This window comes from uncultured Campylobacter sp. (assembly GCF_937890585.1).
Lineage (GTDB): Bacteria > Campylobacterota > Campylobacteria > Campylobacterales > Campylobacteraceae > Campylobacter_A.
The window spans coordinates 1-1,069 of record NZ_CALACG010000126.1 but is presented as its reverse complement, the minus strand read 5'-3'; the positions used below and the strand labels follow the sequence as shown (position 1 = coordinate 1,069).

Genomic DNA, 1,069 nt, shown 5'->3' with positions numbered 1-1,069 from the left:
ATACCGCAGTGCCGGAAATTTTGGCTCTGATTCTTCTTTTTCTCTTGATTCTAAGAGTGAGTTTTCTTTTTAATACATTTGCTGTCATTATCTATCCCTTACTTCTTAGATGTCTTACCGGCTTTGCGGATGATGCGCTCTTCTACGTATTTAACGCCTTTGCCCTTATACGGTTCAGGCGGTCTGTACGCTCTGACTTGCGCCGCGATCTGGCCAACAACTTGCTTATCGTCGCCTTTGATAGTTATGATGTTTTTCTCTACGCTGATTTCAACGCCTTTTGGCACTTCGTGATTTATCGGGTGAGAAAATCCTAAAGTAAGCTCAAGCACTTGGCCTTTAGCAGCGGCTTTGTAACCAACGCCGTTGATCTCAAGCTGGCGAGTAAAGCCTTTTGTAATGCCGATGACGATATTGTTTGCAAGCGCTCTATAAGTGCCCCAGTAGGCTCTATCTTGTCTCTCGTCGCTCTTTGGAGAAAATACTATGTGAGCATCCTCGACTTTAACGTCTACGTGCCCTTTTGTGTCAAGCTCTTTTAAATGAGCGCCTTTTTTAAATTTAAGGACGTTGCCTTCTACGCTGACCTCTACTCCGCTTGGAATAGCTATCGGCTGTTTTCCTATACGTGACATTTTTTTCCTTTTTACTTGTCTAGGGTATGTCTACTTTTACGAATGGATACCGCAATACCATAAAAATAGAAATGAATCGAAGCGATAAAAACCGCTTCAAACACTTTAATTTTCTTGTCAAATTTGACTTATTTTTCAGAGTTATTTTCCAAAATTTAGCGCCAAATTTGACCTTGGAGTCCGCTGCCTGCGCGATCTCGACAAATTTATACACGCGCTCCACGCTCGCGGCCCACTCCATGATCTGCTTATAGTAGTCCATAAACCACGCAAAGCCGTCCTGCACGCTATAAAACGCCGAGCGTGCCCGCATCATATCGCCAAAGCTCATCGCCCGCGCGAAATAAAGCGGCAAACAAGCGAAAATCGGGATTAGATTCGTGATTTTTAAGTAGCTAGCCGAAAAGCACTCGAGGCGAAACTCGGTGTTCATG

The 1,069-nt window shown here is 44.1% G+C and carries 1 protein-coding gene and 3 pseudogenes; 1 reads left to right on the top strand and 3 read right to left on the bottom strand.

Annotation, left to right across the window (positions count from 1 at the left end):
• A pseudogene (gene rplR, locus Q0296_RS03690) lies at positions 1-88 on the bottom strand (50S ribosomal protein L18); the annotation flags it as partial.
• Between rplR and Q0296_RS11540 the strand changes: the two are divergent.
• A pseudogene (locus tag Q0296_RS11540) lies at positions 57-122 on the top strand (hypothetical protein); the annotation flags it as partial. The pseudogenes rplR and Q0296_RS11540 overlap by 32 nt on opposite strands.
• On the opposite strand, the gene rplF reads toward Q0296_RS11540, so the two are convergent.
• On the bottom strand, positions 99-635 hold the full coding sequence (rplF, locus tag Q0296_RS03685) for a 50S ribosomal protein L6 (protein WP_009494834.1): 537 nt from the start codon (positions 633-635) through the stop codon (positions 99-101). The pseudogene Q0296_RS11540 and the gene rplF overlap by 24 nt on opposite strands.
• Positions 636-654: 19 nt before the next feature.
• Positions 655-1,069, bottom strand: a pseudogene (locus tag Q0296_RS03680) (hypothetical protein); the annotation flags it as partial.

Bases quoted from the DNA above. Each gene is read 5' to 3' on its own strand.
- rplF (WP_009494834.1), bottom strand. From the start codon at position 635: ATGTCACGTATAGGAAAACAGCCGATAGCTATTCCAAGCGGAGTAGAG.